The sequence below is a fragment of the Methanohalophilus euhalobius genome (genome assembly GCF_900215215.1).
GTDB classification, from domain to species: Archaea; Halobacteriota; Methanosarcinia; order Methanosarcinales; family Methanosarcinaceae; genus Methanohalophilus; species Methanohalophilus euhalobius.
Genome location: NZ_OBDR01000002.1, coordinates 36,664 through 61,731, shown reverse-complemented (window position 1 = coordinate 61,731; position 25,068 = coordinate 36,664). Strand labels below are relative to the sequence as shown.

Below are 25,068 nucleotides of genomic sequence, written 5' to 3'. Positions count from 1 at the left end.
TCATGATTTCACTCTTGCATTTAATAAAGGAAGGCTATGGATGATCAGGACCAGATTAAGGGATTTTGTACGTACAGATGAAGACTGTTTTTTTTCGGTAGTCGATTATTTCCACCCCGACGGTATAAGGGGAATACTAAGGTATGCTCCGGATGAGGAGGGGAATCGATTTGCAAACGGAATGAAGTACAGGAAATACGATTTCGCCGATTCTTTTGATTACATGCGCAAGCATCACCCGGATTGGATAGCTGATGTACATATAATTCCACAGGAACGGATTTCAGAAATTCTCAGCCCTGTAGATCGGGTGCCTGAAGTAGTTGACTCGGATGAACAAATCAAAACAATTGTTACGGTTCTTTCTGATGCTGGTATACCTATGAGCAAACAGGGAGTTACCGGTTCAATCCTCCCTGGTTTACAAAATGACATGTCTGATATTGATTTTGTGATTTACGGGCCGGACTGGTTTAAGGCACGTGATGCCATAAACAGGGCAAAACTATCCAGTTCCCTTATTGAGGCAATCGATGAGAATATGTGGCAACGTATTTACAGAAAACGCTCTCCTGAAATTTCATATGATGAGTTTCTTCTGCATGAATTGAGAAAAGGAAATCGTGGAATGGTAAATGGTACCTATTTTGATCTCCTCTTCACAAGAGATTGGGATCAGATACATCAGCCCCTGGAAAGGGGGACAGATACCAAGCATATACAAATAAAAGCTACTGTTACAGATGCGACATTTGCTTTTGATAATCCTGCGTTGTATAAAATTGATCATGAGGAGATAGACCATATCCTTTCATACACGCACACCTATTCGGGTCAGGCATTAACAGGAGAAAGAATAGAAGCAAGGGGAGTGGTTGAGGAGCTGGGACATAAAAAAAGGCTTGTAGTAGGTACTTCAAGGGAGCCCCGGGGTGAATGGATGCGCTCCCTTACGTTGCTTGAGAAAGAGGGTTTATTGTAATCAGCCCCCTCCAGTGGACTGATATACATTCTCCAGATTTCCTGAAGAGGCTTCCTCGTCCTGGCTGAGCAGGTAATCCTTTACATCGCTTGCACTGTATTCTTTTTCTCCCCTTTTTCCTACTTTTTCGTCTGATACTTTCAAGGTATCGACCCTGTAGTAAAGGTCTGTGGTATTCATCAGGGCCCATGTGCCTTCATCATCTTCCTTTATATCGACGATTTCTCCCAGAGTTCCAGTATTGAGATATCTCACCACCATGCCTTTTTCAAGGGGGTGACCGTCGATGTCAGATGTTTGTATTTGTTCCATTTATATTGCCTTCTTTAACTATTTGCAATCTCATTTTTGAGATCACTGAAATCCGCAACCCTTTCGGCAAATGCATTATGCCTGTGTATGCTTTCCTCATTTATCTGTTTAATAGTTATTACAGCATCATCGGGTAGGTGGGGGAACTTTTCTACAACTTTCTGTGCCATTGTTCTCACACAGTCTTCCACGAATTTTGGATTTCTGTGAGCGGTTTCTACCACAAAAGCTTCGTCCTGGCGCTTCAATAATTCGAAGACATTTGAACTCATGGAGTTTTCGATAACCTTTATTATCTCTTCCAGAGACACTTCGACATCACACTTTGTCTGGATAGAAATTATACCCCTGCCTCGCTGGTTGTGGGTGGGCATTGGCATCCTTTTGAGGAAAAGGGATATGGTCTTCTCATTCACTCCAAGTTCTGTAAGCTCTTTCATGGCCTTATCCCGCATAATTTCCTGTGCACAGGGGCATGCGGTCATTCCTACAACTTCTGAACCAATAAGTTTCTTGACTTCGATGTTGTTTTCTTCATCACGGGTTGCAAAGGATTCTGCGAATATATCGACAACTTCCTGACATTGCATTTTATTCACAGGCGCTTCACGTTTGATCACGTACTCACTTTTCATGATCACTTCTGCCTGAGTGGCATATTCATGTCTTGTGAGAAGATTTTGTGCAACATCTCCGCAAAGTTCTTCTATCTCATAAACAGGCATATTGACTGCCTTTTCGAGAACCTCATCTATAGCTTCAAAATTACGTGAAAGGTTTGCTCCTTTCCTGTCGGAAGGCAGATCAACAAAAATATCGAAAGTAGATATAAGGACTATTGGTCTTTTATCTTTTCTCTTGATCTCGACCAGTTTTTTCACGTCGGTTACACCGACTCTGGTGAGGTTTATCGGTATTTTTGGTTTATTTGCCTGAACATCTGGTAATTCTAATACTGGGAGTTCCATTTAAATGACCTCTAAACGGGTTAAGTAAAATAAATTGATTGTAATTGAAACTATAATTGAAACTTATTCATCGCATGTAAATGTTTTGTTGACGAATTTATTGTATGTGTTTACTACTGTGCATTAACCCTTTTGGTCGGTTTTCATTCAAATCATTATCAAAAGGCAACATTAAAAGTTAATTATATATACAACAACATTACAACTAATCAATAACCGGTAACGGTGGACAAGGTGATTAAATGTCTAAGTCAGAACCGAGAAATTTTGTATTAAGGGATGAAAAAGGAAACGAACATGGAGTATTTACAGGAAAGCAACCAAGACAGGCAGCTCTTAAAGTTGCAAACCGTGGTAAAGGCACCAAGAAAAACCCTGAAAAAATTATGCTCCGTGAAAGGGGGACCAAGAAAGTCCATGTTTTCTATGGTTGGAAAGAGGAAGTTGATGCTCCCAAGAACAAACCAGACTGGATGCCTGACAAAATCAACAAGCCTTTTGTAAGAAAAGAAAAACCAGGCATAATCAAACTTGAGCAAGTCTGATTATTTCTATTACTTTCTTATTATACTCATATAGGGGTTATCCCCTTGTTTATCTATTTTTCTTTACAAAAAGTTTAAAGCATTGTTTTCCTATGTAGCCTTTATGTCAGAAGGCTCGTATAAGAAGGAAAATATATTGATTGAAGCCCTTCCCTACATTCGTGAATTCTATGATTCATTTATGGTGATAAAGGTTGGAGGGCACGCAATGGTAGACCCCGAAATAATGAGTGCAATTGTTGAGGACATTGTGCTTCTCAGATTCGTGGGAATACATCCGGTAATCGTACATGGCGGCGGACCTGAAATTACTGAAAAAATGGAGCAGATGGGCAAGAAACCCGAATTTGTAGGCGGCTTGCGTATTACTGATGACGAGACCATGGAAATTGCCCGTATGGTCCTTGTAGGCAGCATCAATACGAAAATTGTGTCCCTGATTGGTCAGCACGGTGCAAAAGGTGTGGGTCTTTCCGGAAAAGACGGGAAAATGATAATGGCTCGCAAAAAACCTGCCCAGAGGGTTATGATAGAGGATATAGAGCACAGTGTGGACCTGGGGTGGGTTGGAGATACCGAAATAATCAATACGGAATTGATCCATATAGTGACAAATCAGGGCTACATACCTGTGATCTCTCCGATTGCTGTGGATAATGAGGGCAATGCCCTGAATATCAATGCAGATACGGTTGCCGGAGATATTGCCAAATCCCTGCAGGCCAAAAAACTCATTCTAATGACTGATGTGGCAGGACTTATGAGGGATCCTTCAGACACTACGACAAGGATTTCACGGGTGCTTGCACCTCAGGTAGAGGATCTGATTGATGAGGGAATTATTGGTGGCGGTATGATCCCCAAAATGCGCAGTGCATCCACAAGTGTAGAAAACGGTGTAGAAAGGGTGCATATAATAAATGGAAGTGTGCCCCATTCCATCCTTCTGGAACTGTTTACAGATGGCGGGATAGGCACTATGGTATTTTAAGTTTTCAGGATTTGATGGGGCAGCCAAAGGTTAACCCGTCAAGTTCCAGTACTTTTTCCCATTCTTCCTTGCAATCACAGTTGAGGTCTTCCAATATCGCGATATCCTGTGTGAGGGAATATTCCCTGATCGTATCGGCAACCATGTGGCTGCATTCCCTGCAGTTATGAGGTCCACGCTTTGAGCCGGCTCCGACGGGATCCGATGTGATTACAAGATCAGGGTGATTCTTTTTGGACTCCATGAGTATCCGGACAACACTCCATAGCCAGGGCGGTCTGTATTGGTTTCTTTCCCATAGGCGTTCCACAAAAGTTCCTCTCTGGACATTACACAGGTTTATGGAGACCGTGTCAACCAGGCCGGCAATATCATTTATCGTATCTATAATGTCGTTCATTCCTTCGATTTCTGACAAAAAGGGTGGTTTGAGAAGCAGGTATGCCTTAACAGTAACACCTTTCTCATGAGCAAGTTGTGCCGCACGGGAAAAACCTGCATAGGTAAAACCCTTGTTTATGGAACGTTTGCGTATTAAATCACTGCTTGTCTCAAGACCAATAGCGATTTCAAATCCGGTGTTTTTTAGCACTTCTGTGCAGGAAGCAAGGGTATCTTCTGTTACAAATTCGGGCCGGGTTTCTACAATTACTTTCTTGATCCTTTCGTCTGCTTCCATTTTATTCAGTAGGGTTTCTCTGACTTGTGCATCAATTTCCTTTTCATCCAGGAAACTGCCGGATGTGAATATTTTTACTATGAATTCCTGCAATCCGGAAGAACGCTCAAGTGCTTTTTCGTACTGCTGCAATAGGTCTTCAGCTGATGGAGGTGTGGAGGCTCTGTCATAAACAAAACCACACATTGTACACCCTCCTTTTATCCCCCACCAGCATCCACAGGTCTTGAAAATAAGGGTTAGGGTATCTGTTATTTCTCCTTGAAGAAGATCTTTGCCTGTCCAGACAGCAGCAGGCTCATTGTTTGGAGCCTTTTTTATGCGTTGCTGCTGTCTAATTTCCAGTATTCTATCATTAAGATTCATTCGAACTCGATAGTAGCAGGTGGTTTTGGTGTTATGTCATAGACAACTCTTGCTGCTGTGGGGATTTCCCCGGTTATGCGCGAGCTGATTTTTCTGAGGGTATCCCAGGGTAAATCCAGGGCCTCTGCGGTCATACCATCTCTTGAACCTACTGCGCGCACTGCAACGATCCAGCCATGTACCCTTAGGTCGCCTTTTACGCCGGTCCCTTTGCCCAAAACTGCCGCGAATGTTTGCCAGGGGAAGAACTGTTCAAGCAGTTCTTCTTCCACAATCGCATTTGCTTCTCTGACAACTTCGATCTTTTCTCTTGTAACTTCTCCGATTATCCTTACTGAAAGTCCCGGTCCCGGGAAAGGCATTCTTTCACAGATTTCTTCTGGCAGTTCGAGCGCATGAGCGACTTCCCTTACCTCGTCCTTGTAGAGGTCATCAATAGGTTCTATAATATGTTTGAAATTGATATGTTCGGGCAGGCCGCCTACGTTGTGATGAGACTTGATACCACCATCGGATTCAATCTTATCCGGGTATATGGTCCCCTGGATCAGACATTCTGCCTCAACACCGAGTGCTTCTTCTTCAAAGACACGAATGAAAGTCTCACCGACAGCTTTTCTTTTTTCTTCTGGGTCCTTGATTCCCACCAGGCTGTCAAGGAAACGATCCTTTGCATCGATGATTTGGAGATTCATGTCACCGAATATTCCCTTTATTCGTTCGGTTTCACCTTTTCTCATAAGACCCGTGTCTATATAGATCGGTATCAGATTATCACCAATTGCACGGTGTGCAAGGATTGCACATACGGAACTGTCAACACCTCCCGAGAGGGCGATGATCGTTTTGCCCTGCGCTTTGGCTTTTATTTTCTCGATTGCTTTTGGAATGAATTTTTCGGTTTTTACCATGAAAGGAAACTCCATATGGTTTATGATGATTTGTGCTTACTAGGGATTTGTATGACTTAATCGTACCGATGCAATTTTTAATTTATATAGATATGTTTTCCGGTCGGTAACTTGGTACTGTTCAGTAAAAGCATCTTTCCCATTGATAAGGCGTATATGAGTTTAGATTTTGATAATTTCTGATGTAATTATGATTAAACATCTGTATCCAGTTATTAATATGCTGAACAAGTCCCTCTTTATGTGGGAAATATTTATCGAACATCTTAATCCTCCTTTTAAAAGATTTGACCATCGCTCGATATAATTTCTGATATCCCCGGATATTACAGTTCTCTGAATCCCGGGTTTCGCTGTAGCAGTGTACCATGGCCCCCATCCACAACTGCCCTCTTTGGCATTTCTCCATATATTCGTTTCAAATCCTTAAAGAAAGATTTTGTAGTTAGGTAGTTCCTTGTAGGGTATATCTTGGCATAGATTATTCTTTTAGAATCGGGATTTATAGCCGCGTATAAGAACCAGTACTGGCTTGCAAACTGTACTTTCAACTACTATGGTGTCTGGTAATTTACCAGCATAAAGCTGTACGCACCGGCTGAATTTCTGTACCCGGTAATGTACTCCCCTGTAACTTATCGATTCACCAGGATATGATAATAGTTCTGAGGTTTTTCTCAAACTTAAGTCCCTGCTGGTACACAAGTATGGATAATGCTATGGTTTTTAAATCCCTTCTTTTCCTTTGCACGAAAGATTTAAGGTCTACCGGTATTAGATTTAATAATGCATTCTGTTCCATTTTCATCTCCTTTAAATAGGGGATGAATCCCCCTATTTATTTCTTAACTGTAACAGTGCCGGTAACTTTTAACATAATACTTTCAACCCGCTATTTACAGCTTTATATGCATTCAGCACCATCTATGTAACATGCGGCAAACCCTCTATGACTATTTCGGTTATGAAAATTTTCGTCCCCTTCAGGAAAATATTATTCAGGATGTGCTGGACAAGAAAGATGTATTTGTATTGATGCCAACCGGGGGTGGGAAATCTTTGTGTTACCAGTTGCCTTCCCTGCTTATGGAGGGTGTTACTGTTGTTGTGTCCCCTTTGATATCCCTCATGAAAGATCAGGTGGACAGATTGCTTTCACGTGGCATTGCCGCTGCCTATATGAACAGTACACTTGACAATTCCGAAATGAGCCATGTTAAGGATTCTCTAATAAGGGGAAAACTCGATCTTCTATATGTGGCCCCCGAAAGACTGGCTATGCCGTCTACTCTTAAATTGCTTGCAAAAGCAAATGTCAACCTTTTTGCCGTTGATGAAGCACATTGTATATCCCAGTGGGGGCATGATTTCAGACCTGAATACAGGAAATTAGGTGCCCTGCGCTCTGGTTTCCCAGATATTCCTCTAATAGCACTTACAGCTACTGCTACCCCTGCAGTTGCCCGTGATATAACAAAACAACTCAATATGGTCAGTTCTGAGAAGTATGTAGCAAGTTTTAATCGGACCAACCTTTATTATGAGGTTAAATCCGGGGAGAATGCAGACCAACAGATCACATCATACCTGCGCTCTCATCCTGATTCATGTGGAATTATTTATTGCCAGACACGAAAATCCGTAGAAGGACTTGCTGGCAGACTGAAAAAATTAGGAGTCAATGCGGCATTCTATCATGCCGGGATGTCAGATGAACTGAGACACCGTGCTCAGGAAAAGTTCCTGAATGGTACTATAAGGGTAATTGTGGCAACAGTTGCATTTGGGATGGGGATTGATAAGTCCAATGTACGTTTTGTTATGCATTATGACCTGCCAGCGGATCTGGAAAGTTACTATCAACAAACCGGCAGGGGTGGCAGGGACGGGCAACCATGTGATTGTATTCTTTTTTTCAAAAGAGGAGATTGGTATAAACATCAATACTTCATTGAACAGATGTCTTCTAAAAAAGAACGTGAAATTGCTCATTCCAAGTTACGCCACATGATGGATTACTGTGAAACAGTCACCTGTAGAAGGAAAATTTTACTCGAATACTTCGGAGAATCTACCGAAAAAGATTGTGGACATTGTGACGTTTGCCTTAACCCGCCACAGCAGATGGATATTACAGAAGATGCGTTAATTATTTTTAAGTGCATAAAGGAGTTGAACCAGAAATTCGGGGCAACCCATGTTGCATCGGTAATTGCAGGTTCAAAGGCTAAAAAAATTGTGTCATGTGGTCACCACCGACTACATTGCCATGGTAATGGTTCCCACAATCCGCAAGATTACTGGAAAGACCTTTCTCATCGGCTTTCCTCTCTGGGATTCCTGGAAGTGAAAGGCGGAAGATATCCGGTCTTAAAGTTAAATGAGAAAAGCCGGGCGGCTCTCAATGATGGTGCTAATGTAATTATACCTCAATTATCTGCTGCAACAGCTTCAAAGAAAAAATTATCCGGGCAAAGCAAAGTTTCTTCGAAGTCATCTTCTGTTGATTGTGAATATTCTAAGTTATTTGAAAAACTGCGCAGACTCCGGTTGCAATTTGCAAAAAGGGATAATGTGCCACCTTACATTGTCTTTGCAGATACCAGTTTGAAGCAGATGGCCTCCAGTAAACCGCAAACTGCAAACCAGATGCTCACCATAACAGGAGTCGGGAAATGCAAACTTGAAAAATATGGTGATGCATTTTTGTCAGAGATCAAAAGTTTTTGTTGAATGCTTGTTTTTCAGGCCATGAAGTATAAGGTGAGTTTAAAGACCAGGTCACCGTAAAATACAGCCGCTAAAAAACCGGCGGTTATAGGGACTATAAAAGGCAAACCCGGGGTAACCCACACCATATTGTCGATAATTCCCTTCTTTGAATATGCTTTTAATTCCTCAAGGGTTTCCCTGTCTATTTCTTTGCCATTTCTCCTGAAATAGGTCCGAATGATGCCATTTTTATCTTTTTCGTACTGCTGCATAAGTTTTACATGCCTGTTTTCAAGCTTTCCTATCGGTGCCCTGTAGCCTATAAACATAAAATAGGGTTTTTTGAGGGTAGTTTTAACGTCAGGCCGGCTCAGGTTATAGATAAAAAGCCCTAGGGGTACAATTATTGTCAGCAGTATTGAATTACCAAATACTGTAAAAGTAAAAAAGTTCATGATCGGAACACCTTCTGTGGGGAAATAGGTCCCTCCCATAGTAAATGCCGGGTAGAAAGGAAACACAATGGACATTACCATCAACAATTTGGCGTCTGCACCTCCGAATGCTCCCAGATAGAACAGGACGTAGGAAAAAACAAAAATTAATCCAAAGGAGATAGCTATTTGCATAATATATGTAACCGGGCTGGATGAAGTTGCAAGTTCATAAATTATAAAGGGGGAAAAGGCTGCCAGCATAATTAGCCATACGCTGTTGCCTACCCTGCGCTCCTTCATGTCCCTATAGGAGGCATAGGAGAGAAATGCCAGGCATAGCATTATTTTGGCAATAACTATCATTTTTGCTTCTCCCATTTTTTGAGTTTAAGGATTTCGGAAAGTGTTCCTCCCCTGCGGATTTCATCAAATAATCTCTCTTCAGTTTTTTGTACTTCCTTTGCTCGCCTTGCAATCTCGTATGCTCTTTCTGCAGGTACTACAACAACCCCGTTTTCATCACCGATTATGTAATCGCCGGGTTTGACCTTTTGCCCTCCACAGTTAATCAGTGCATTAACTTCCCCAAAACCCTTGGGATCGCCTGCATTTGGTACATTGGAAGTGGCAAATATCGGAAGTCCGATTTTGCGTATCTCTTCTATGTCTCTTACCGCTCCATCGACCACAACGCCTGCGATACCACGGTTTAGGCTGCTCAGGGTTGCCAGTCCTCCCCACGGTGCGATATGAGAACTTCCGTTATAAATTACTATTACATTGCCTTCCTTTGCTTTGTCTATCGCTTCCACAGTTTTGGCCCAATCGCCCTCGAATGTCTGCACCGTTATAGCCGGTCCTACCATTTTGGTATCATTTAGCATGGGTTTGATGTTTTTCATTGCACCCTGCCGGTGCATGGCATCTGAAATATTAGGGGTGGAAATTTCCATGAACAATTTGCGCATCTCCTCGTCCATATCGAGTTTTTTTGCCTGATTCAATTGTGGATTATCTACACTACGGCGAATTTTTTTGGTAGCTTCTGTTACATTATCCGTGTGAATTATATTACCGCCCACAATGACAATATCAGCACCTGCTTCTACAGACCGGGCTGCAGTTTGCTCATCCAGTCCACCTGCTACAGCAATATCAGCCCTGATTTTGGAAGCAATCTCAAAAACAAGATCTACCGGTGTTTTCCCGGTCATCTGCTGGTCTATTCCCATGTGGATATTGATGATGTCCACACCTATCCTGTCCAATTCTACAGCCCTTTGAACAGGTTTTGGGGTGCTAATGAGATCTGCCATGAGCCGAACTCCATATTTTTGCGCAGCCTGGAGCGCATCTTTAATCGTTGAATCATCGGCTGTTGCCATAACCATAACAATATCTGCACCGGCTTTTGCAGCCATTTCAACTTCAAGGCTGCCGGTATCTGCAATTTTCATATCTGCCACGATGGTGTGTTCAGGAAAGTTTTCTCTGAGAGTACGAATGGCGTCCATGCCCTCACTTTTTATGAAGGGAGTTCCGATTTCTATCCAGTCGATACCTCCCTCAACTGCTTCCTTTGCAATCTGCACAGCTCTATCGATCTCCAGTATATCAAGAGCAAGCTGAATTATGGTTTTAATAGGATCACCCTGCTAATTCTTATTTGTAATTATCGATTATGATTTCTCCAGGCTGAAGGATAGAAGTGAACCACTATAAAGTTTTCCAGATTAATCTTTGATGCTGCCTTGAGCACTATATCATGAGGTCATCGGAAAGAGTCAATTATAAAAGAACATAGTAATTGGCAATAAGTTTATACGCTATCCGCAAATAATCGCATAGGAATAAAAAACGCCTGCGGTTGATTATTATGAAACTAATCCCTAAAGCTTTAATCTGCAAGGAGCTGTATTTTGATGTCATTTGAGCATATGCATATCATTTCTATGAAGGAATTCACACGTGATATGATTGACCATGTTCTGGAAGTCGCCGAAGAAATGGAACCAATTGCCAGGTCAAAGTCAGGTTCAGACCTCTTAAAAGGCAAGGTGCTTGGTGTCCTGTTCTTTGAGCCCAGTACCCGTACAAGGATGTCTTTTGAGGCTGCCATGATGAGACTTGGGGGAGAAGTGTTAAGTCTCGGTTCGGTTGATGCAAGTTCTGTTGCAAAGGGTGAAACCCTTGCTGATACCATAAGGGTTGTAGCCGGTTACAGTAATGCCATTGTCCTTCGCCATCCTATGGAAGGTGCTGCTCGGCTGGCTTCGGAATTTTCGACAGTGCCTATACTCAATGCAGGCGATGGTGCTGGCCATCATCCTACACAGACCTTTCTCGATCTCTACACTATCAAGCGCGAAAGCCATCTTGAAGGCTTAAAAATAGCTCTTGCAGGCGATCTCAAATATGGCAGAACTGTACATTCGCTTTGCTATGCCCTTTCCTTTTATGGTGCCGAGATAACCCTGGTGTCCCCACCGGAACTTTCAATGCCTTCAGAGATTATAGAGGATCTTAAAAAGAAAAATATTAAAGTAATAGAGGCTGATTCCATTGAAGATGCCATACAGTATGTGGAGGTACTTTATATGACGCGGATACAGAAAGAACGTTTTCCTGATCCGGCAGAATATCAGAAAGTCGCTAATCGCCTCCAGATTACACCGGAAGTATTGAAAAATGCAAAGGAAAACCTGCGGATTATGCACCCTCTTCCCCGGACCAATGAAATCACCCCTCGAGTGGACGAGACTCCCCATGCTTCATACTTCGACCAATCATTTTATGGTGTTCCAATAAGGATGGCTTTGCTTTGTCTTGTTATGGGGGTGTTTGAATGAGTGAGGTAGCAAAAAAAGAAATTCGTGTTCAACCCATATGTTCAGGCACAGTCATTGACCATATTACAGCCGGTCAGGCTCTCAATGTTCTCAAGATTCTGGGTATAACCGGCACTTCCTGGGGAATTGTCAGTATCCTGATTAATGCGCCCAGTTCATATGGAAAAAAAGATGTGGTCAAGATAGAAGGACGTGAACTTGTGAGCAGTGAAGTGGATAAAATATCTCTCATTTCTCCTGGTGCCACCATCAATATAATCCGGGATTATGATGTGCAGGAAAAGAATCAGGTGGGTATCCCCTCGCATGTAGAAGGTGTTGTAAAATGTATCAATCCAAATTGCATTTCCAACAGCAATGAACCCATAGAATCTAAATTTGATGTGAATACCCGGGAAGGCAAAATCGAATTACGCTGTGGTTATTGTGAAAGAGTGATCTGTGAAAATATTGCAGATCATCTCCTTTAATTTATAGTCCCAGGATATCTTCCATGGAATAAATGCCGGATTTTTTATCTTTTAACCAAATTGCGGCTTTTACAGCACCTGCGGCGAATGCATCGCGAGAATGCGCCTGGTGTTTAATTTCAATCCTTTCGCCTTCTCCGGCAAAAAGAATCGTGTGGTCACCGGCAATATCTCCTCCACGGATTGCATGAATACCAATCTCATTTTTACGAGGTGCGTTGCCCTGGCGGCCAAATATGTATTCTTCACGCCCAACAGCTTTACCGATAACCTCTGCAGCCCTCATTGCAGTTCCACTGGGTGCGTCCTGTTTCCGGTTATGGTGTGCTTCAATAACCTCTATGTCGTAATCGGGAAGGTATTTGGCCGCTTCCTCAATAATCTTGAAAAATACATTGACTCCAACCGCATAATTTGGAGCAATAACGGCTGATACACCGTTTTTTAGGATACTCTCTTCGATTGCTTCCCTTTGTTCTTCACTAAAACCGGTAGTCCCGATAATAAGGTTTACACCACTTGCAGCGACGATTGGTGCATTGGAAGCAGTTGCTCCTGCAATGGTAAAATCAATTAGGACGTCGGTTTTGCTTTCTTTGAGAACTTTTCCAAGGTCTTCTACACTGGTAATTGATACATCGAGCTTTCCTGCACCGGCCACATCTCCCGCATCTTCACCGATTTTATTCAGGTCAAATGCAGAGGACAGTTCAATACCTTCGCTTCTGGTGATGCTCTGTATTATCAGGCCACCCATTTTCCCGGAGGCTCCGATCACTCCTGCCCGTATCATTTGAGACACCCGATCCCTTTTAATGCCTCTTCAAGTATCCTTTCATTCTCCGGCATGATAGGCGCCAGGGGTGCTCTCAGCGGACCTGCGGGCATACCTATCATTTCCATTGCACGCTTGACAGGTATAGGATTGGTTTCAGTAAACAGGGCGCGTGTGAGGGGTGCAAGTTCATAATGCTTTTTCCTGGCAGCTGCCATATCGCCTTTAAGAGCAGCTTCTACCATATCGGACACTGTCTTTGGAACTACATTTGCAACAACGGAAATTACTCCTACTCCGCCCAGGGCAACAACAGGGAATGTAAGGTCATCCTCTCCAGAAATCACGCTGAAATCTTCATCCGTCGTGTTTTCAATTATTTCTGAGATTTTTGGGATACTTCCGCTTGCTTCCTTGATCGCAACTATGTTGTCAATCATGGCAAGTTCGACAATTACTTCCAGTGGGATGTCCTGTCCGGTTCTGGAAGGTACATTGTATAATATGATGGGAATGTCTGCTGCTTCTGCGACTGCGGTGAAGTGGCGGATCAGTCCTGCATTATTGGGCTTGTTGTAGTATGGGGATATAATGAGTGCTCCCCCTGCTCCGGCATCAGCAGCATGTTTTGTAAGTTCTACGGCTTCAACTGTATTGTTTGATCCGGTACCCGCAATCACCGGCACATTGGCACATTCCACCGCGGTATTGATCACTTTTTTGTGTTCAACTGTAGAAAGGGTGGCGGATTCACCTGTAGTTCCACAAGCTACAACTCCACTGACACCTCCCTCTTCAGCGTATCTTATATTTCGTTTAAGACCACTGATGTCAATGGTATTGTCTTTTGTGAAAGGGGTTATAAGAGCCGGTAGAACTCCTTCAAACATAAAAAAACCAGCTCCGGTTTCACTCATGTCTCTTGTGATTGATCTTTCTTGTCACGTAGCCTGCAACACGATTTCTTATTACTTTACTCTCGATTGTGGTGTATTTCGCAACAAGAAGCTTGTTATCATCGAAATTAGATGTGAATACATTTCCGTGGTTGGTAAGCAGGCGTGAGGTTATGTTCTTAATATTGTTCTGTCTAATATTTCCCATAATTGATAACTCCATATAATTGGATAGGTAGTAGTTAATTCTTCTTTTTTGAACCAGCTTTAGGTATTTATAACTTTTGGATATTGTAGTGTGTTATAAGTTCACTGCTGCAGGTCGGTTTTACCCAGCATTCTTTCGGTTGCATTTGCATCATTGAACACTTTTTCCCTTGTACCTTTCTTATTCAGGAACATGCCAACAAGCACTAACAAAAGCCCTGCATTTGGATTTAAGGGTGTGATAACAGCTCCTATCAATACGATAGTGGATGCGACAATTCCTTTCATAGCTCCTTTTCGGTATGATTGGAAGCGAGTGCGGCGATAGATTCTTATGTCCCGCAATGTCAGGAATAATACCACGAAATATGCTGCAATTGCAATATATACATACATGTGGTACATAGATTGTATTTTTTGATTATAAATCTTCTTAAAAGGATTGATTTGCTTTTGTTCTGCATTTATACATTTTCTATTACATGGCTTCCCAGACAAAACATTATTATGGATATAATACAATCCTGTCAACCATGTTCACGATTATTACCGGTGCCCAATTCGGTGATGAGGGTAAAGGCAAGGTAGTAGACCTGATGGCAGGTGACTATGACATTGTTGCCAGGTTTCAAGGCGGCGATAATGCAGGTCACACTGTCAAGGTTAAGGATGAGATATATAAATTACATCTAATCCCCTCTGGCTTTCTTCTTGACAGCCGGGTGCTCATTGGGCCGGGTACGGTCCTGAATCCGGAAGTTATGGTAGAAGAGATACGGATGCTGGAAGAGGCCGGTGTAAAAGTATCTGCTGAAAAACTGGGTATTGATGGCAAGACAAGCATAATCATGCCTTATCACATAGAACTCGATGGTCTCAGGGAAGCTACCCGCTCGGAAAAGATCGGTACCACGAAAAGGGGTATTGGATTTGCCTATATTGATAAGATTGCAAGGGATGAAGTTAATTTTTCCGACCTGATCGATGAAAAACGCCTTCAGCAACGTCTTTCAAATCTTGCTTCCCAGAAGGAAGGGGAAATTAAGGCAATGGGTGGTGATCCTTCCATTGTAACTGAAAGTTCTCTTGTGGACAGGTATATTTCCCTGGGCAGGGAACTAGCTCCTTATCTTGCCGATGTTTCCTATGAGATTAATACTGCGCTGGATGAAGGTAAAAATGTACTTGCTGAAGGGGCACAGGGTAGTCATCTGGATGTAATTCACGGCACTCAAAAATTTGTAACTTCTTCAAGTACCATTGCGGGATCCGCATGTGCCAATCTTGGTGTAGGTCCGACTCGTGTGAATGAAGTACTTGCCATCGTTAAATCTTATATTACACGTGTGGGAGCAGGTCCGCTTCCTACTGAACAGGAAGGTGACGCAGGCCAGCACCTGCATGATGTAGGCCATGAATTTGGTACCACTACAGGCAGATCAAGGCGGTGTGGCTGGTTTGATATGCCTCTTGCCAAAAAGTCAGTCTACCTTAATGGTTATACTTCCTTAGCTCTTACAAAATTGGATGTACTGACAGGTCTTGACCCTGTAAAAATAGGTGTTGGCTATGAATTGGATGGAAACGTAATTGATTATCCGCCGGAAGATACTTCAAAACTTGCAAGATGTGTGCCTGTTTATGAAGATATGGAAGGCTGGGATACAGATTTAACCTCTGTATCTGGTTATGAGGACCTGCCCAAAAAAGCCCGGAAATATGTCGAACGCCTTGAAGAATTGATGGGAATCCCGGTCAAATATATCTCTGTGGGGCCGGGAAGGGAACAAACTTTCATGAAATGAAGGTTTGCAACGCTTTCGATCCAAAAACCATATATATGAACCGGTAGATTTAAGAGTCTTATTCCAGTGCATATACAGACGCGTTTCAAAGTGAATGTCAGTCGTAAACGTTATGCCTGATGCTATCTTTATTTGAAGGAGGATAGAATGACTACAGCATATGATGTCCCTGCTAATGATATTATCAAAAAGACAGCAGAGAAACTTAAAGAAAATGAGAAGATCCAACCTCCGGAATGGGCAGCCTATGTGAAGACCGGTGCACACAGAGAACTTCCTCCAGTGGAAGATGACTGGTGGTATACTCGCTGTGCTGCGGTCCTCAGAAGGATATATACTGACGGTCCGGTAGGTATACAGAGGCTTCGTTCCATATACGGAGGAAAGAAAGCAAAGCGTGTAACCCCTGCAAAGAAAGCAAAGGGTAGCGGTGCAGTTGCCCGTACAATAGCCCAACAGCTTGAAGATGCCGGTTTTGTAAAGAAACAGAAGGCAGGTAGGGTTGCATCTCCAGCAGGAAAGTCTTTGCTTGACAATACAGCTAATGAAATCAAGAAGGAACTGGTTTCTGAAATTCCCGAGATGCAAAAATATTAAATGTAATTAATCCGGGTTGGCTAATAAAGCCAGTCTTCCTTAAAAGGGGTTTTATACCATGGCAGATGATCTCGAAGCAATCCGCAGGAAAAGGCTTGAAGAAATGCAGAGGCAGCAAGCCGCCCAGCAAGACAACAATCCACAGGCTGCATACCAGCAGGAACAGGCACAGGCAGAAAGGGAAGCAAAGATTCATGCTGTCCTTCGCCAGGTCACGACACCCGATGCAAGAGAACGCCTTACAAGGTTGAAAATGTCTCGCAAAGAACTGGCAGAACAGGTCGAATCCCAGATTGTGGGACTAGCTCAGAGTGGCCGGTTGCAATCTACCATTGACGATGAGAAAATGAAAGCCTTGCTTACCCGGATGCAACCCAAAAAACATGACCCCAAGATCACAAGACTGTAATCGGATATGAAAGCAAGGGTGATGTTTAGTGGCGGGAAGGATAGTGCCCTATCCGCCATTTTACTGGAACCATATTTTGACGTTGAACTTGTAACGTGCACTTTTTCCCTCGTCGATGTAGGAAACATTGCACGTAAAGTGGCTGATGAATTGGGTTTTGCTCATTCGGTTGTAGAACTTGAGCGTTCAGTTCTGGATGATGCCCTTGAGATGGCAGTTGAAGACAATTTCCCAAATAATGCGATAAATCATATTCATTCACATGCCCTCGAAAAAATAGCGGCATGTGGTAGTGTTGATATGATCGTTGATGGGATAAGACGTGATGACCGGGTGCCCAGGATGGATATATCCAGACTACGCAGCATTGAGGATCGGTATGGGGTGCATTGTGCGTCCCCTCTGCAAGGATTTGGCCGTGCTGCGGTTGATTTAATGGTTTGTGAACATCTTGAAGTTGAAGAAGGATTGAGTGACAGAATTTCCAAGGCGGATTATGAAACTGAATTAAGGTATTTGATTCGACAGGAATATGATGATGAAAAGGTCCTTTCCATATTTCCCGAACACGTTCAATCGAGAGTGTTGAGGAAAATTAAGGAAAAGGCTACCAATTAAAATTTTATATCATTAATTGATTTATAAATATAAATTTGAGAGCAACGTGGATCAGGTGAGACAAGTGAGCCATAACACGAAAGGACAGAAAATGAGATTGGCAAAGGCCCACGTCCAGAACCAGAGGGTTCCTACATGGGCAATTATCAAGTCAAACAGAAAGGTTGTCAGTCATCCCAAGAGAAGGCACTGGAGAAGGAACAGCCTTAAAGTGAAATGAGGTAATGGCAATGGTAGATGATATCGTAAAAGAACAGGTTTATACCATTCCGCTCAGGGATGCAAAACTGGCCCCTAAATGGAAACGTACAACTCGTGCGATGACCCTGGTAAAGAAATACCTGGTCAGGCACATGAGGGCGTCTCCTGAACAGGTCAAAATTGATAGCAGTATCAATGAATTGGTCTGGAATCGCGGAGCCGAGAAGCCACCTTCCTCAATCCGGATACGGGCAGCAATGTTCGAAGATGGTGAGGTTCAGGCAGAATTGGCATAATTTGAATGCCGATACAATTCCAAGTTCGAAATAATTTATGATCCGAACCCTAAACATATATGAAAATCCCGTAATAGGGGTATTTGCAACCTGTACAGAGGATTTCGCCCTTGTGCCTCCGGGTACGAACGATAAGACATCTGGTATGCTGGAAGATATACTTGAGGTGGAAGTAGTTTCCACTCTTGTAAATGGGAGTGTAGTCGTGGGTTCCCTCTCAAAAGGGAATTCCTCAGGATTCCTTGTGCCGAAAGGCTCAGGTCCCCTTCCTAAAAAAATAGACCTTCCAGTAGCCGAGGTTCCAGATAATCTATCGGCAATAGGAAACATAGTGCTTGCCAATGATTCAGCAGCTCTTGTCCATCCGGATATCTCTGACAAAGCAATTGAGATAATCGAAAAGACTCTTTCAGTTGATGTCAGAAGAGGCACGATTGCCGGTATCAAAACTGTGGGAATGGCGGGTGTGGTTACCAATCATGGATTGCTTGCCCATCCAATGATAAAACAGGAAGAAGTTTCCATTCTTGAGAATCTTTTTGGACTTAATGTGGAAATAGGTACTGTAAATTACGGATCCCAGGTAGTAGGTTCCGGTGTGCTTGCTAATTCTTCTGGATATGTTGCAGGTTCGGAAACCACAGGTCATGAACTTGGAAGAATTGAAGATGCATTGATGTTTGATTGATTTAACATATTATGCGGGTGATTTTATGAGCGACTTTGTTGTAAAAGGCACATTCAAAGCGGGTCATATCTGGGAAAAATTCACAAAAAATGTGGAAAGCCAGAATGAAAAGAACGCAGTTGAGAAAGTTTATTCCCTTTTTGGAAGCAAGAACGGTATCAAGCGCTACTTGATAAAGATAGACAGTGTCGAAGAGGCATGATTATATGGCAGAAGAAGGTCAGCAGAATATCCAGAACCTGGCCCTTCAGCACAGGGAGCTCCAGAAACGTGCCCAGACCATACAGCAGCAGACAAATATGTTGCAGATGTCCATTGATGACTGTGGGCGGGCAATAACGACTCTTGAGGATCTCCAATCATTTTCCAAAAATCCCGATACTCTTGTTCCTATAGGTGCGGGTTCGTTTATAAATGCACATATAGCCAATGACAACAAAGTTGTTGTTGAGGTCGGTGCCGGGATTAGTGTCGAAAAGGATGTTGATGGAGCCAAAATCACTCTTAATAAGCGCAAAGAAGATTTGCAGAAGGTACTGGAACAGATGAATCAGAACCTTGAACAGATCAATCAGCGCATCCAGTCCATCGAGTCTATGGCAAAACAACAGCAACAACAGCCACAGCAATAATTTTTATGGAGCATAACCTTGTTTAATAAGCTTAAGAACAAACTTTCAGGATTTAAGCAAAATTTCAGTTCCAAAATTGAAGATAAAGCCACTCCGGTGGAAGAATCATCCGCTACTGAGCCTGAAGCTGCAGCAGAAGGTGGTAGATTTGAGGAAAAAGAGGCTGTAACTGGGACTAAGGATGAAAATAAAACAGGGTTTGCACATAAAGCCAAAGCTTTGGTTTTTGAAAGGGAGTTTATTCTTGACGAAGCGGACGTCGAAGATATCCTCTGGGAATTGGAGATGTCTCTTCTGGAAAGTGATATTGCAATTTCGGTTTCTGAAAAGATTGTTACTGATGTAAAACAAGAACTTGTAGGCAGCCGTAAGAAGATAGGTGGCAACACAAGCAAGATCGTAGAAGATGCATTGAAAAAGTCAATCAATGATGTCATGTCTGCTAATGTATTCGATTTTGATGAATTCATCGATAATCATGAGAAACCTGTAAATATTGTTTTTGTTGGTATTAATGGAACAGGGAAGACGACTTCTATTGCCAAGATTGCTCATCGCCTTAAAGCCATGAATAAGTCTGTCGTAATTGCAGCAGGGGATACATTCCGTGCAGGGGCTATTGACCAGATTGCGGTACATGCTGAGCGCATCGGTGTAAAACTGATTAAACATCAGGAAGGAGGCGATCCTGCAGCTGTTGTTTATGATGCTGTACAGTATGCAAAAGCTCATGATAGTGATGTAGTTTTGTCTGATACTGCAGGCAGGATGCATACCAATGTAAATCTGATGGCACAGCTCCAGAAGATATGCCGTGTAAGTGCTCCGGATCTTGTGCTTTTTGTAGACGAGGCGGTTGCAGGTAATGATGCTGTCGAAAGGGCTGAACAGTTCAATGAGGCAGTGCCAGTTGATGGCTCCATCCTTACTAAAACAGATGCCGATTCAAAAGGCGGAGCTGCAATTTCCATTGCATACGTAACCGGTAAACCCATTGTATTCCTCGGTATGGGACAGGATTATGAGGACCTGATAAAATTCGATCCTCACTGGTTTGTTGACCAAATTTTCAGTTAAAATCTTATCGGCACCCTTCTTTCAAATCCTTTGTTATTTCCTTTAAGCGGGATATTACATTATCTTTGCTGGCTATTATATTTACAAAGGCAGAACCCACGATTACCGCATCAGCTCCTGCAGCGACCATTTCTTCTACATGTTTTCTGTTTGATATTCCAAAACCTACGGCTTTTGGAAGGTCTGAATTGATTTTATCCAGAAGGCCTGCTACATTGGACGAGATGTTTTTTCCTTCTCCGGTAACCCCTAGTTTGGATACTATATATATAAAACCCGAACTTTTGCTGCTAATTGCATCCAGTCTCTGATCGCTTGTATTTGGTGCGACAAGAAATATATTATCAATTCCTTCCTCTTTGCATATCTCGATCAGTTCATCTGCTTCATGCAATGGCAGATCGGGTATAATCAATCCTGAAATTCCCGCATCAGCGCACTTCTTCACGAAATTTTCACTACCCTGGCGATATATGAGGTTGTAATAGGTCATACAAATGAGAGGAACATTTACTTCCAGGCCTTTTATCATCTCAAAATAGCTCTCTGTGTTCATGCCGGCCTCAATTGCACGGCAGGTTGCGGCCTGTATGGTTGGCCCGTCTGCTACAGGATCGGAGAAAGGCAGACCCAGTTCTATTATATCCGCGCCGGCTTCAACAAGCGCATTTACAATAGAAGGTGTGGTATCCGGATCGGGGTCCCCTGCACAGACATAGGCGATCAGTGCTTTTTCATTTTTGTCCTTAAGTTCTTCAAATTTTTGACTGATGCGCATATTCACTCCTCCATATCCATAATAGTCTGGAGATCTTTATCGCCCCTTCCGGAGAGATTTATAACTACTGTATCACCCAGTATGCCATGATCTGCCATTTTCCTTACATATGCAATGGCATGTGCAGATTCCAGTGCAGGGATTATTCCTTCCAGCCTGCTAAGCTCATGGAATGCCTCAAGGGCTTCCATGTCAGTTATGTAACAGGGTTTCACCCGGCCGGTTTCTGAGAGCCGGGCAAGTTCGGGTCCCACGCCTGCATAATCCAGGCCGGCTGCTACTGATGTGGATTCCAGTATCTGTCCATCCCTGTTCTGCAGGACCTTAGTTCTGGCACCATGCAGTATACCTTCCTTCCCTGTTGCCAGGGATGCTGAATGATAGGCGATTTTATCGTCTTCCCTGAGTTTTTCACCGCCTGCTTCTACTGCAAAAAGATTCACTTCATCATCCAGGAAGGGGTAGAAAATACCCATTGCATTACTTCCGCCGCCTGCACAGGCCACGATAGAATCCGGGTATCTTCCCTCCACTTTCATGACTTGCTCCTTTACTTCCCTGCCGATAACACTCTGGAAATCCCTCACAATCTTCGGGAACGGGTGTGGGCCGACTACCGATCCAATGAGGTAGTGTGTATCCCCGACATTTGTTACCCAGTCCCTTAATGCTTCATTTATTGCATCTTTCATTGTCTTTGAACCGGTATCAACTGATACTACCTCAGTACCCATCAGTTTCATACGGTAGACATTTGGAAGCTGTCTCTTTACATCTTTTGATCCCATGTATACCATGGTTTCAAATCCCAGTTTTGCTCCCACCATGGCAGTTGCGGTGCCGTGCTGGCCGGCTCCTGTCTCTGCGATTAACCTTTTTTTGCCCATGAATTTTGCAAGAAGGGCCTGTCCCAGGGTATTGTTGAGTTTATGTGCTCCTCCATGTACGAGGTCTTCCCGCTTGAGGTAGATTTTTATGCCGTATTTAGCACTCATGTTCTTTGCATAATATAGGGGCGTACTTCTTCCGGCATAATTTTCAAGGTAGTCATTAAGCTGGGAGGTAAACTCCGGGTCTGCCTTGTATTGCTCATACGCTTCTTCAAGTTCTTGAAGTGGCGGCATCAATATTTCCGGTACGTATTGTCCACCGTAGTCTCCATAATAATGGTTCATACTATCTCCTGATTCTTATTTGCTTCAATAAGTTGTTTCATTTTTTCTTTAAGATTGCCTTCCATAAGGTAGGTTCCAACAAGCAAAGCGTCAGCCCCTGCCTTGATCATCCTTGCCGCATCATCTGTGCTCTTGACTCCACTTTCCCCTATTATCAGGTGTTGCTGGTTGTATTTACGGTCATGTTCTTTCACGAGGGGAATGAGTTTTTCAGCTGTTTCCAGATCGATTTCAAGGGTTTCAAAACTGCGGTTATTTATCCCTATGAGGATTGTGTCACATTCAAGTGCATAATCAAGCTCTTTTTTATTGTGTACTTCTACAAGAGGCTCGATGTTCCTTCTCCGGGCGATTTCTATGAATTCCGGTAGCCTTTTACCCAATATCCCTGCAATCAGCAATATAACATCACTGCTTGCTTCATGCATCTGGTTTTTGTCCACAATAAAATCTTTGCGCAAAACAGGTATGGAAGTATGTTTCCTTGCACTTTCAAGGTTTTCTATACTTCCCTCAAAGTAACAGGGTTCCGTAAGGACAGATAAGGCTACAGCTCCCGCATTTTCCATGTCACAGGCAATTTGTGAGGCCATTTCCGGGTTTACATCAGCAAATTTTCCTGTTGGTGAAGCAGGTTTTACTTCGGCAATTATGGGTATGTGTCCTCTGCTACGGGCAAGCCCGATTGATTCGAAAATATCCCTTATATCATTATGTCTGGTGTATGTGTTACTTTCAGAAAGTGCGTCTGCCCTTTCTTTTGATTTTTGGATTATTTGTTCGATCTTCGGATGCATCTGGACACCTATGTACTTTGATGTATTTGTATGTACATTAATGTCATCACATTTAAATTTATTGTCAGGGCATACGATCTATCATTGCCAGTGTCTTCTTTGCTTTGAAATAAAATTCCGTTCTATTAATGGAGATAATCAGCTGCTATAACTCTTCCTTGATATCTGAAAATTCATTAAACCTCAATTAAATTGATATATTCTGAAACCAACCTTAATCAGTGAATAAATTAAGAGGGATTATATGACAAAAGTAATTCTTTTATATGCAAGCTGGTGTCACAATTGTCCAAAGGCTGAAAAGATCTGGAGAGACCTCAAAGAGGAACATGATTTTGAATATGAAGAGATCGATGTAGAATCTGATGAGGGGCAAAAGATAGCTCAGGAATATTCTGTGATGGCTGTGCCAACGACTGTGATCGATGGAGAGGTGGCCTTTATAGGTATTCCTTCCAAAGATGAAGCTCTTGAAAGTATCAAGTAATCTTTAAATGTCGGGATATTGATGTATGATTTAATAATTCTGGGTGCCGGACCCGCAGGAGTTACGGCTGCAATCTATGCAGTCAGATATGGACTGGATACTTTGCTTGTTGATAAGGACAGCATGAGTGGTTTGATAAGCACTGCAAAAACGATCGAAAACTATACAGGTTTTCCCTCGATCGGTGGAATGGAACTGATGGGAAAATTCCTTGACCATGCAGAACAGGCCGGGGTCACTTTTAAAGTCATGGAACTCAACTCCGTGACTGAAGAAGGTGGACATTTTATTGTTTCTTCCAGTGAGGAAGAAATAAAAAGTAAATCACTCATTGTCGCAACAGGTTCTTCTCCCAGGGAACTGGATGTACCGGGTGAAAAGGAATTCCTGGGCAGAGGTGTTTCTTACTGTGCCACCTGTGACGGTCCCTTTTTCTCCGGCAAAGAAGTAGCGGTGATCGGTGGCGGGGAATCGGCTATTGAAGATGCTATATTCCTTTCAGATATTGCTTCAAAGGTGTACGTAGTTCATCATCGCGATAAATTGAGAGCATCACAAATCCTGCAGGACAGGGCATTTGACCGTCCAAATATTGAACTTGTATGGGATAGTGTTGTGGATGCAATAGAAGGAAAAGATATTGTTGAATCCCTGCAGGTACATAATGTAATTACTGAAGAAACAAAAAAACTTCCTGTAAACGGTGCTTTTATCCATATAGGCCTGAATCCCAACACCGATCTTGTTAATGTTAAAAAGAACGATAAAGGTTTCATAATCACTGATGAATCGATGGCAACATCTGCCAGAGGCATATTTGCCGCCGGTGATTGCAGGCAATCTCCCCTTTACCAAGTAATTACTGCAGCCTCGGACGGAGCCATTGCGGCTTATTCTGCTTTCAAGTACATCGAAGGCATCTAAAGAGATGTTTTTCTTTGTTTTTCGATAAGTATTATATTTTTTGAAGCCTATTAGTATGTAAGGTGGAATTATGATATGCTTGAAAATATGTAAAGACTCTACTGCAGAGGACCTGGAGCCAATTGCATCTGCGGTTCACTCTCTTCTGGGCATACCGACTACCATGCGCAGTGTAAACTGTAAGGGTATCCGAATGGAAAGGGGGGAAGTTGTAGATTGGGATTATACAGGTCCTGTACTTGAAAAAGTCCTGGAGGACAAGGCCACCATCCGCACAGTTCCCAAAGAAGGTGTGTATAAAGGGAAGGCGGTTGCAGTGACTCCGATAATGACCCCTGACGGAGAATTAGTTGGTTCAATAGGGGTTGTGGACCTTGTGGCAGCTCTGGATATACTTTCTGTTTTCCGGGAATATCCCGATATAATAGATGAAGTGGAAGAGGCCAAAAAGAGGCACTCTTAATTATCCTTTTATTCTGTGATA

33 protein-coding genes are annotated in these 25,068 nt (G+C 42.8%); 19 read left to right on the top strand and 14 right to left on the bottom strand.

Features of this window, described 5'->3' with window-relative positions:
* The first annotated feature begins 40 nt into the window (after positions 1-40).
* Complete coding sequence (locus CP947_RS02520; protein ID WP_096711681.1) at positions 41-982, top strand: DNA polymerase subunit beta; 942 nt, start codon at positions 41-43, stop codon at positions 980-982.
* Here the strand turns inward: CP947_RS02520 and CP947_RS02515 are convergent, their stop codons facing one another.
* Both CP947_RS02515 and mptA read right to left on the bottom strand, forming a co-directional pair.
* Positions 983-1,294, bottom strand: a complete 312-nt coding sequence (locus CP947_RS02515; protein WP_096711680.1) for a DUF2098 domain-containing protein — start codon at positions 1,292-1,294, stop codon at positions 983-985.
* A gap of 14 nt (positions 1,295-1,308) precedes the next feature.
* Positions 1,309-2,262, bottom strand: a complete 954-nt coding sequence (gene mptA / locus CP947_RS02510; RefSeq protein WP_096711679.1) for a GTP cyclohydrolase MptA — start codon at positions 2,260-2,262, stop codon at positions 1,309-1,311.
* Between the two features lie 242 nt (positions 2,263-2,504).
* Here mptA and CP947_RS02505 point away from each other — a divergent pair, with 242 nt between their 5' ends.
* Both CP947_RS02505 and argB read left to right on the top strand, forming a co-directional pair.
* Positions 2,505-2,807, top strand: coding sequence for a non-histone chromosomal MC1 family protein (locus CP947_RS02505; RefSeq protein ID WP_096711678.1), 303 nt, complete (start codon positions 2,505-2,507; stop codon positions 2,805-2,807).
* A 103-nt stretch (positions 2,808-2,910) separates the two neighbouring features.
* Entirely contained in the window at positions 2,911-3,798 is an 888-nt protein-coding gene (argB, locus tag CP947_RS02500; RefSeq protein ID WP_096711677.1) for an acetylglutamate kinase, read from the top strand.
* Between the two features lie 4 nt (positions 3,799-3,802).
* On the opposite strand, the gene CP947_RS02495 is transcribed toward argB, so the two are convergent.
* The 3 genes from CP947_RS02495 to CP947_RS10480 all read right to left on the bottom strand — a co-directional run bounded on the left by CP947_RS02495 (position 3,803) and on the right by CP947_RS10480 (position 6,556).
* Positions 3,803-4,843, bottom strand: coding sequence for an archaeosine biosynthesis radical SAM protein RaSEA (locus CP947_RS02495; protein WP_096711676.1), 1,041 nt, complete (start codon positions 4,841-4,843; stop codon positions 3,803-3,805).
* Positions 4,840-5,754: a glutamine-hydrolyzing GMP synthase gene (gene guaA, locus CP947_RS02490; protein ID WP_096711675.1), complete on the bottom strand. Its 915-nt coding sequence runs from the start codon at positions 5,752-5,754 to the stop codon at positions 4,840-4,842. Before guaA ends, CP947_RS02495 begins: the two co-directional genes overlap by 4 nt.
* A 643-nt stretch (positions 5,755-6,397) precedes the next feature.
* A complete protein-coding gene (locus CP947_RS10480; RefSeq protein WP_165868997.1) occupies positions 6,398-6,556 on the bottom strand; it encodes a hypothetical protein in 159 nt (52 codons plus the stop codon).
* A gap of 131 nt (positions 6,557-6,687) precedes the next feature.
* On the opposite strand from CP947_RS10480, the gene recQ reads away from it, so the two are divergent.
* On the top strand, positions 6,688-8,487 hold the full coding sequence (gene recQ / locus CP947_RS02480) for a DNA helicase RecQ (RefSeq protein ID WP_096711673.1): 1,800 nt from the start codon (positions 6,688-6,690) through the stop codon (positions 8,485-8,487).
* Positions 8,488-8,498: 11 nt separating this feature from the next.
* Here recQ and CP947_RS02475 read toward each other — a convergent pair whose 3' ends face one another.
* Together CP947_RS02475 and hxlA are read right to left on the bottom strand one after the other, a co-directional pair.
* Positions 8,499-9,266 carry an A24 family peptidase C-terminal domain-containing protein gene (locus CP947_RS02475; protein WP_096711910.1) on the bottom strand — a complete coding sequence of 256 codons (768 nt, stop codon included), beginning with the start codon at positions 9,264-9,266 and terminating at the stop codon, positions 8,499-8,501.
* Entirely contained in the window at positions 9,263-10,534 is a 1,272-nt protein-coding gene (gene hxlA / locus CP947_RS02470) for a 3-hexulose-6-phosphate synthase (RefSeq protein WP_342764919.1), read from the bottom strand. Before hxlA ends, CP947_RS02475 begins: the two co-directional genes overlap by 4 nt.
* Positions 10,535-10,825: 291 nt before the next feature.
* Between hxlA and pyrB the strand changes: the two genes are divergently transcribed.
* Together pyrB and pyrI are read left to right on the top strand one after the other, a co-directional pair.
* Positions 10,826-11,752 carry an aspartate carbamoyltransferase gene (gene pyrB / locus CP947_RS02465; protein ID WP_096711671.1) on the top strand — a complete coding sequence of 309 codons (927 nt, stop codon included), beginning with the start codon at positions 10,826-10,828 and terminating at the stop codon, positions 11,750-11,752.
* On the top strand, positions 11,749-12,222 hold the full coding sequence (gene pyrI, locus CP947_RS02460; RefSeq protein WP_096711670.1) for an aspartate carbamoyltransferase regulatory subunit: 474 nt from the start codon (positions 11,749-11,751) through the stop codon (positions 12,220-12,222). The genes pyrB and pyrI overlap by 4 nt, the downstream gene beginning before the upstream one ends.
* Before the next feature lies 1 nt (position 12,223).
* On the opposite strand, the gene dapB is transcribed toward pyrI, so the two are convergent.
* The 4 genes from dapB to CP947_RS02440 form a co-directional block, all read right to left on the bottom strand.
* The gene (dapB, locus tag CP947_RS02455; RefSeq protein WP_096711669.1) at positions 12,224-13,015 is read right to left on the bottom strand and encodes a 4-hydroxy-tetrahydrodipicolinate reductase; all 792 of its coding nucleotides are present in this window, start codon (positions 13,013-13,015) and stop codon (positions 12,224-12,226) included.
* Positions 13,012-13,887 (bottom strand): 4-hydroxy-tetrahydrodipicolinate synthase, encoded by an 876-nt coding sequence (dapA, locus tag CP947_RS02450; RefSeq protein ID WP_096711909.1) that lies wholly within the window; start codon positions 13,885-13,887, stop codon positions 13,012-13,014. Before dapA ends, dapB begins: the two co-directional genes overlap by 4 nt.
* Positions 13,888-13,906: 19 nt before the next feature.
* Positions 13,907-14,101 (bottom strand): 30S ribosomal protein S17e, encoded by a 195-nt coding sequence (locus tag CP947_RS02445; RefSeq protein WP_013037663.1) that lies wholly within the window; start codon positions 14,099-14,101, stop codon positions 13,907-13,909.
* Between the two features lie 101 nt (positions 14,102-14,202).
* The gene (locus CP947_RS02440) at positions 14,203-14,496 is read right to left on the bottom strand and encodes a hypothetical protein (RefSeq protein ID WP_096711668.1); all 294 of its coding nucleotides are present in this window, start codon (positions 14,494-14,496) and stop codon (positions 14,203-14,205) included.
* Between the two features lie 137 nt (positions 14,497-14,633).
* On the opposite strand from CP947_RS02440, the gene CP947_RS02435 reads away from it, so the two are divergent.
* The 10 genes from CP947_RS02435 (at position 14,634) to ftsY (ending at position 20,423) form a co-directional block, all read left to right on the top strand.
* Positions 14,634-15,905, top strand: a complete 1,272-nt coding sequence (locus tag CP947_RS02435) for an adenylosuccinate synthase (RefSeq protein WP_096711908.1) — start codon at positions 14,634-14,636, stop codon at positions 15,903-15,905.
* Positions 15,906-16,052: 147 nt separating this feature from the next.
* On the top strand, positions 16,053-16,502 hold the full coding sequence (locus tag CP947_RS02430; protein WP_096711667.1) for a 30S ribosomal protein S19e: 450 nt from the start codon (positions 16,053-16,055) through the stop codon (positions 16,500-16,502).
* 58 nt (positions 16,503-16,560) lie between these two features.
* On the top strand, positions 16,561-16,911 hold the full coding sequence (locus CP947_RS02425) for a DNA-binding protein (RefSeq protein WP_096711666.1): 351 nt from the start codon (positions 16,561-16,563) through the stop codon (positions 16,909-16,911).
* Positions 16,912-16,917: 6 nt separating this feature from the next.
* Entirely contained in the window at positions 16,918-17,529 is a 612-nt protein-coding gene (locus tag CP947_RS02420; protein ID WP_096711665.1) for a DUF7411 family protein, read from the top strand.
* Between the two features lie 64 nt (positions 17,530-17,593).
* Positions 17,594-17,749 (top strand): 50S ribosomal protein L39e, encoded by a 156-nt coding sequence (locus CP947_RS02415; RefSeq protein ID WP_048902271.1) that lies wholly within the window; start codon positions 17,594-17,596, stop codon positions 17,747-17,749.
* 10 nt (positions 17,750-17,759) lie between these two features.
* Positions 17,760-18,026 (top strand): 50S ribosomal protein L31e, encoded by a 267-nt coding sequence (locus CP947_RS02410; protein ID WP_096711907.1) that lies wholly within the window; start codon positions 17,760-17,762, stop codon positions 18,024-18,026.
* A 37-nt stretch (positions 18,027-18,063) separates the two neighbouring features.
* Positions 18,064-18,714 carry a translation initiation factor IF-6 gene (locus tag CP947_RS02405; protein WP_096711664.1) on the top strand — a complete coding sequence of 217 codons (651 nt, stop codon included), beginning with the start codon at positions 18,064-18,066 and terminating at the stop codon, positions 18,712-18,714.
* 25 nt (positions 18,715-18,739) lie between these two features.
* Entirely contained in the window at positions 18,740-18,916 is a 177-nt protein-coding gene (rpl18a, locus tag CP947_RS02400) for a 50S ribosomal protein L18Ae (RefSeq protein ID WP_013037654.1), read from the top strand.
* A 4-nt stretch (positions 18,917-18,920) separates the two neighbouring features.
* Positions 18,921-19,346 carry a prefoldin subunit alpha gene (gene pfdA / locus CP947_RS02395; RefSeq protein ID WP_096711663.1) on the top strand — a complete coding sequence of 142 codons (426 nt, stop codon included), beginning with the start codon at positions 18,921-18,923 and terminating at the stop codon, positions 19,344-19,346.
* 18 nt (positions 19,347-19,364) lie between these two features.
* Positions 19,365-20,423, top strand: coding sequence for a signal recognition particle-docking protein FtsY (ftsY, locus tag CP947_RS02390; RefSeq protein WP_096711662.1), 1,059 nt, complete (start codon positions 19,365-19,367; stop codon positions 20,421-20,423).
* 4 nt (positions 20,424-20,427) lie between these two features.
* On the opposite strand, the gene trpA is transcribed toward ftsY, so the two are convergent.
* Genes trpA through CP947_RS02375 form a run of 3 tightly spaced genes read right to left on the bottom strand, consistent with a single transcriptional unit; the run spans position 20,428 to position 23,173 of the window.
* Positions 20,428-21,201: a tryptophan synthase subunit alpha gene (gene trpA, locus CP947_RS02385; RefSeq protein ID WP_096711661.1), complete on the bottom strand. Its 774-nt coding sequence runs from the start codon at positions 21,199-21,201 to the stop codon at positions 20,428-20,430.
* 2 nt (positions 21,202-21,203) lie between these two features.
* Positions 21,204-22,376 (bottom strand): tryptophan synthase subunit beta, encoded by a 1,173-nt coding sequence (gene trpB / locus CP947_RS02380; protein WP_096711660.1) that lies wholly within the window; start codon positions 22,374-22,376, stop codon positions 21,204-21,206.
* Entirely contained in the window at positions 22,373-23,173 is an 801-nt protein-coding gene (locus CP947_RS02375) for an indole-3-glycerol-phosphate synthase (protein WP_096711659.1), read from the bottom strand. Before CP947_RS02375 ends, trpB begins: the two co-directional genes overlap by 4 nt.
* Positions 23,174-23,417: 244 nt before the next feature.
* Here CP947_RS02375 and CP947_RS02370 point away from each other — a divergent pair, with 244 nt between their 5' ends.
* The 3 genes from CP947_RS02370 to CP947_RS02360 all read left to right on the top strand — a co-directional run bounded on the left by CP947_RS02370 (position 23,418) and on the right by CP947_RS02360 (position 25,047).
* On the top strand, positions 23,418-23,660 hold the full coding sequence (locus CP947_RS02370) for a thioredoxin family protein (protein ID WP_096711658.1): 243 nt from the start codon (positions 23,418-23,420) through the stop codon (positions 23,658-23,660).
* A gap of 21 nt (positions 23,661-23,681) precedes the next feature.
* Entirely contained in the window at positions 23,682-24,584 is a 903-nt protein-coding gene (gene trxB, locus CP947_RS02365) for a thioredoxin-disulfide reductase (protein ID WP_096711657.1), read from the top strand.
* 70 nt (positions 24,585-24,654) lie between these two features.
* Positions 24,655-25,047: a DUF2111 domain-containing protein gene (locus tag CP947_RS02360; protein ID WP_096711656.1), complete on the top strand. Its 393-nt coding sequence runs from the start codon at positions 24,655-24,657 to the stop codon at positions 25,045-25,047.
* Positions 25,048-25,068: the final 21 nt, after the last annotated feature.

Bases quoted from the DNA above. Each gene is read 5' to 3' on its own strand.
- CP947_RS02520 (WP_096711681.1), top strand. From the start codon at position 41: ATGATCAGGACCAGATTAAGGGATTTTGTACGTACAGATGAAGACTGT.
- CP947_RS02515 (WP_096711680.1), bottom strand. From the start codon at position 1,294: ATGGAACAAATACAAACATCTGACATCGACGGTCACCCCCTTGAAAAA.
- mptA (WP_096711679.1), bottom strand. From the start codon at position 2,262: ATGGAACTCCCAGTATTAGAATTACCAGATGTTCAGGCAAATAAACCA.
- CP947_RS02505 (WP_096711678.1), top strand. From the start codon at position 2,505: ATGTCTAAGTCAGAACCGAGAAATTTTGTATTAAGGGATGAAAAAGGA.
- argB (WP_096711677.1), top strand. From the start codon at position 2,911: ATGTCAGAAGGCTCGTATAAGAAGGAAAATATATTGATTGAAGCCCTT.
- CP947_RS02495 (WP_096711676.1), bottom strand. From the start codon at position 4,843: ATGAATCTTAATGATAGAATACTGGAAATTAGACAGCAGCAACGCATA.
- guaA (WP_096711675.1), bottom strand. From the start codon at position 5,754: ATGGTAAAAACCGAAAAATTCATTCCAAAAGCAATCGAGAAAATAAAA.
- CP947_RS10480 (WP_165868997.1), bottom strand. From the start codon at position 6,556: ATGGAACAGAATGCATTATTAAATCTAATACCGGTAGACCTTAAATCT.
- recQ (WP_096711673.1), top strand. From the start codon at position 6,688: ATGCGGCAAACCCTCTATGACTATTTCGGTTATGAAAATTTTCGTCCC.
- CP947_RS02475 (WP_096711910.1), bottom strand. From the start codon at position 9,266: ATGATAGTTATTGCCAAAATAATGCTATGCCTGGCATTTCTCTCCTAT.
- pyrB (WP_096711671.1), top strand. From the start codon at position 10,826: ATGTCATTTGAGCATATGCATATCATTTCTATGAAGGAATTCACACGT.
- pyrI (WP_096711670.1), top strand. From the start codon at position 11,749: ATGAGTGAGGTAGCAAAAAAAGAAATTCGTGTTCAACCCATATGTTCA.
- dapB (WP_096711669.1), bottom strand. From the start codon at position 13,015: ATGATACGGGCAGGAGTGATCGGAGCCTCCGGGAAAATGGGTGGCCTG.
- dapA (WP_096711909.1), bottom strand. From the start codon at position 13,887: ATGTTTGAAGGAGTTCTACCGGCTCTTATAACCCCTTTCACAAAAGAC.
- CP947_RS02445 (WP_013037663.1), bottom strand. From the start codon at position 14,101: ATGGGAAATATTAGACAGAACAATATTAAGAACATAACCTCACGCCTG.
- CP947_RS02440 (WP_096711668.1), bottom strand. From the start codon at position 14,496: ATGTATGTATATATTGCAATTGCAGCATATTTCGTGGTATTATTCCTG.
- CP947_RS02435 (WP_096711908.1), top strand. From the start codon at position 14,634: ATGTTCACGATTATTACCGGTGCCCAATTCGGTGATGAGGGTAAAGGC.
- CP947_RS02430 (WP_096711667.1), top strand. From the start codon at position 16,053: ATGACTACAGCATATGATGTCCCTGCTAATGATATTATCAAAAAGACA.
- CP947_RS02425 (WP_096711666.1), top strand. From the start codon at position 16,561: ATGGCAGATGATCTCGAAGCAATCCGCAGGAAAAGGCTTGAAGAAATG.
- CP947_RS02420 (WP_096711665.1), top strand. From the start codon at position 16,918: ATGAAAGCAAGGGTGATGTTTAGTGGCGGGAAGGATAGTGCCCTATCC.
- CP947_RS02410 (WP_096711907.1), top strand. From the start codon at position 17,760: ATGGTAGATGATATCGTAAAAGAACAGGTTTATACCATTCCGCTCAGG.
- CP947_RS02405 (WP_096711664.1), top strand. From the start codon at position 18,064: ATGATCCGAACCCTAAACATATATGAAAATCCCGTAATAGGGGTATTT.
- rpl18a (WP_013037654.1), top strand. From the start codon at position 18,740: ATGAGCGACTTTGTTGTAAAAGGCACATTCAAAGCGGGTCATATCTGG.
- pfdA (WP_096711663.1), top strand. From the start codon at position 18,921: ATGGCAGAAGAAGGTCAGCAGAATATCCAGAACCTGGCCCTTCAGCAC.
- trpA (WP_096711661.1), bottom strand. From the start codon at position 21,201: ATGCGCATCAGTCAAAAATTTGAAGAACTTAAGGACAAAAATGAAAAA.
- trpB (WP_096711660.1), bottom strand. From the start codon at position 22,376: ATGAACCATTATTATGGAGACTACGGTGGACAATACGTACCGGAAATA.
- CP947_RS02375 (WP_096711659.1), bottom strand. From the start codon at position 23,173: ATGCATCCGAAGATCGAACAAATAATCCAAAAATCAAAAGAAAGGGCA.
- CP947_RS02370 (WP_096711658.1), top strand. From the start codon at position 23,418: ATGACAAAAGTAATTCTTTTATATGCAAGCTGGTGTCACAATTGTCCA.
- trxB (WP_096711657.1), top strand. From the start codon at position 23,682: ATGTATGATTTAATAATTCTGGGTGCCGGACCCGCAGGAGTTACGGCT.
- CP947_RS02360 (WP_096711656.1), top strand. From the start codon at position 24,655: ATGATATGCTTGAAAATATGTAAAGACTCTACTGCAGAGGACCTGGAG.